This is a genomic window from Clostridium sp. 1001271st1 H5, from assembly GCF_005845215.1.
Classification (GTDB): Bacteria; Bacillota; Clostridia; order Lachnospirales; family Lachnospiraceae; genus Enterocloster.
On record NZ_SPHO01000005.1, the window covers coordinates 330,696 to 334,058 of the forward strand.

General features: G+C 38.5%; 4 protein-coding genes. All 4 read left to right on the forward strand.

Annotated features, from left to right (window positions below):
* Window positions 1-921: hypothetical protein (locus FGS84_RS31465; protein ID WP_347563820.1), on the forward strand; the 921-nt coding region annotated here is incomplete at its 5' end.
* A gap of 136 nt (window positions 922-1,057) precedes the next feature.
* Entirely contained in the window at window positions 1,058-2,041 is a 984-nt protein-coding gene (locus FGS84_RS10260) for a CHAP domain-containing protein (RefSeq protein ID WP_002595404.1), read from the forward strand.
* A 220-nt stretch (window positions 2,042-2,261) separates the two neighbouring features.
* Window positions 2,262-2,624, forward strand: coding sequence for a hypothetical protein (locus FGS84_RS10265; RefSeq protein WP_002595405.1), 363 nt, complete (start codon window positions 2,262-2,264; stop codon window positions 2,622-2,624).
* Window positions 2,625-2,641: 17 nt separating this feature from the next.
* Complete coding sequence (locus tag FGS84_RS10270) at window positions 2,642-3,112, forward strand: cysteine peptidase family C39 domain-containing protein (protein ID WP_279232802.1); 471 nt, start codon at window positions 2,642-2,644, stop codon at window positions 3,110-3,112.
* Window positions 3,113-3,363: the final 251 nt, after the last annotated feature.

Genomic DNA, 3,363 nt, shown 5'->3' on the forward strand with positions numbered 1-3,363 from the left:
GACGGTTTTCAGATGGTTGACGGTACTGACGTCCCGGTACAGGTATCATTTAATGTTACGAATGTTCAGGAAGGAGAATCGGCATATAAAACACTTATCTCAGGTAATGCAGAAATTCCGAAGGCGGAGAATGGCATGGAGTATGCTGTAGTAACTCTGAATGTTACCTATGATAGCGGAACGCCAGACAATCTTTATATCATGGAAGATTATGCTTCTTTAGATTCGGCAAAGATGTACTTCGCACTTTCTAATGGGGATAGCAATGCAGAGCAGTTCACAAAGCATCTCAGCGATAGTATTTATAATTTAACTGTCGAAAAGGGAAAAAGTGCTCAGGGGTCAGTTGCGTTTCTGCGTAAGATGGGCAGCAATGAGCCATTATATTTTGTAGGATATGGAAAAACCATTAAGTTTGATATTGCAACGTCTGGTAGGAGTAAATCATCAATGGATACTTCATTCTCTGAAACATTGGCTGAACAATCGATAGATGCCCTTGTAGCAGAAAAGCAAGTGGTAATAAACCAATTAAAAAAACAGGCAGAAGATAATGCAGAGAAGGACCGCTATAACATTATAGAAGCTCTCGGCGATGCGGAATCTGATGAGCGTTGGAGTGCGGCAAACCAATTTATTCAAGACCAATATCCTGATTATTTTTCTAGTAGGGAACTACTGCAAAGCAGCATAGAATACGGTCATTATCTTGCCTCTTTATATAAAGATTATGAAGGACAGGATAATGGAAGGGGACGGTATTATGAAATGGGAAAACTTGTTTCAGAAGCAGCACAAAATGTATATCTGGGAATTAATAAATCAAAAGATGAAATGGTTGTAGATAAGATGCAGAAATTGGAAGAGCAGCTTAAATTTTTTTATGACAAATATTATGGTAAGTTGTCTGCCGACAAATAAAAGGTTAATTTGATAGAAGATGTGAGTTTACAATTTGATAGAAGATGTGAGTTTACAATTGACATAGGGTCTCCTTATTAATAGGTATAACCGGTTATAAAGCAATAACAAATTTATCTATGAAGGAGAGAAGAAAATGTCAATTATTGAAACAATCATCAACAAAGCGTTAAGTTTTGAAGGAGTCGCCGAAAATCCGGCTGGAAGCAATAATGTTCAATTCAACACTCATTATTATGGGCGTGAGGTGCATGATGGCGACACTGGCCCGAATGCAGCATATCCTTGGTGTGTTACCTTTTTATGGGATGTTTTCCGATTATGTGGGGCCTCCAACATTTTCTGTGATGGGCAAAAAACTGCGTCAACGGTATACGTTTATGACCATTATAATAATGGGCGGTTATTTTCCACAGGACAGACTGGTGACTTTATACTAATGAAAACTTCTGACAGCACAAACAAAGTTAATCATATCGGCTTAGTAATCAGCCGGAATAGCGATGGAAGCTATGAAACGATTGAGGGAAATACCGGAGGTAATATTGCTAATGGAGGTTCCGTATTACGGAGAACACGTCGTAGTGGCGGTTCTGGATATACCATCGTGACATTTGCAAGACCAAATTATGTTGAACCTGAACCTATCGAAGAAATTCCGGTAAGCGCACAGTTAACAGTTCAGGGAACTAATGTTAATGTAAGGACAAGTCCCCAAACTGGAGCAATTGTAAAAACATTGAATACAGGTGCTCGAATCCAGGCTACAGGCCGTGTTCTGATTAACGGAGACCCCTGGTTCCATATTACAGATGGCTGGATTAGTGGTAACTTTGTCCAGGGCTGGGTAAAAGATTACAATGACAACAACAGATGGTGGTATCTGGAAAAGAATTACACCTATCCGGTCAGCGCTTGGAAGACCATTGCTGGCAAAGATTACTGCTTTGGCAAGGACGGCTATCTGTTCGTTGAATGTTACATCAAATCAGAAGTCAACGATACCTACTATTGGGTAGACGATGACGGCGTCTGGTTAGACCAGTATAATACCACAGTTCCGGATTCGGGTTATCGAGTAGTTTACAATTACAAAACAGAAAATGCTTACCAGGGGTGATTCATTGCTATCGCGGGAAACGTAAGGAATTTGACAATTTATAAGTGAAACGCTTAGATGGACAGTATGTTCTTTTTGTAGAGCATACTGTCTGTTTAAAATGTCAATATTATCATTTTTCTATTGACAAATATTATTTATTAAAACAGTTTACAAATAGAAAGCAAAGTCCTTCTTATATAGTGTAATCAGTAATCACCTCTAAGAAAGGAGCTTTTTTATGAGTAAATTAGACAGTGTTATTATGAACAGTAAGGAAATGCAGCTTGTTACCGGCGGCGATGCAAACATTCCAATGAAGGCTGCTTATAAAAACAAGGAAAGCTGCAAAAGCGAAGGAGCCCATCTGCTGGATATCCATGTGGTTAAGGATATGACCATACAGGAAATTGCAGAAGAAATTTTTGCCCATGCCGTTGCGTATTATAAGGGAGACGCTCTCCGTTCCGTGCCAGGTGTAGGTAATGATGTTGCAGACTATTTAATCGCCCATGGCGCTGAAGTGTACATCGCAGATGGAGGCGACACATGGTATAGGAAAGCCGCTTATTCGGTTATCTGGACGTTTTTCGAAAGTTTTTAAACAAACCTGTAAACCCGGTGACTATTGATTACAAGGGGGCTCTGTCTGTTAAGGCAGGGCCTCTATTATTACGGAGGTATATTTTGAAAATATCGCTTATACTCCAAGAGTATCCCTATGAGTGCGGAGTGGCATGCTTGGCAATGATTGGTGCTTTCCATGGAAAAAGTATTAAATTAGAAGAATATAGAAAATTGTTTAACTGTCCAACTCAAAGGCAAAGTTTTGACGATATATGTAAAGCAGCAGCTAAAATCTCATTAGAAACAACTGGCATTAAAATTAAAGAATTGAAGGACTCCTTAATCTTTCCCTGCATAGGACAATTAGAAATAACTGAAGGCAGCTTGCATTTTGTGGTTATTTATAGTGTAGGTGAAAATATAGTAATAGCTGATCCGGCACGTGGATTAAGGCAAATCCCTAATGATATATTTAATAAAATATTTTTTCAAAATTTTATATCTAATTTTCGATTATCCGCATAAACACTATACTTTCAAGTATTTTGAAGTATAGAAAAAACTCATTTTACCACGATTTTACCACGATTGAATGAGCCTTGATATGACCTATAAAATAACACCCAAAAGACATCATTACACCTAAATGGTGTCTTTTTAAAAAGCAGTCAATCCTAAGACTAACTGCTTTGTGTGTATGGATATGAAATTGTCAAACTGGAATTGAACAAAATCGCTGCGCAATGGCCTGCCAAGGCTGTGGCATAGCGATTTTC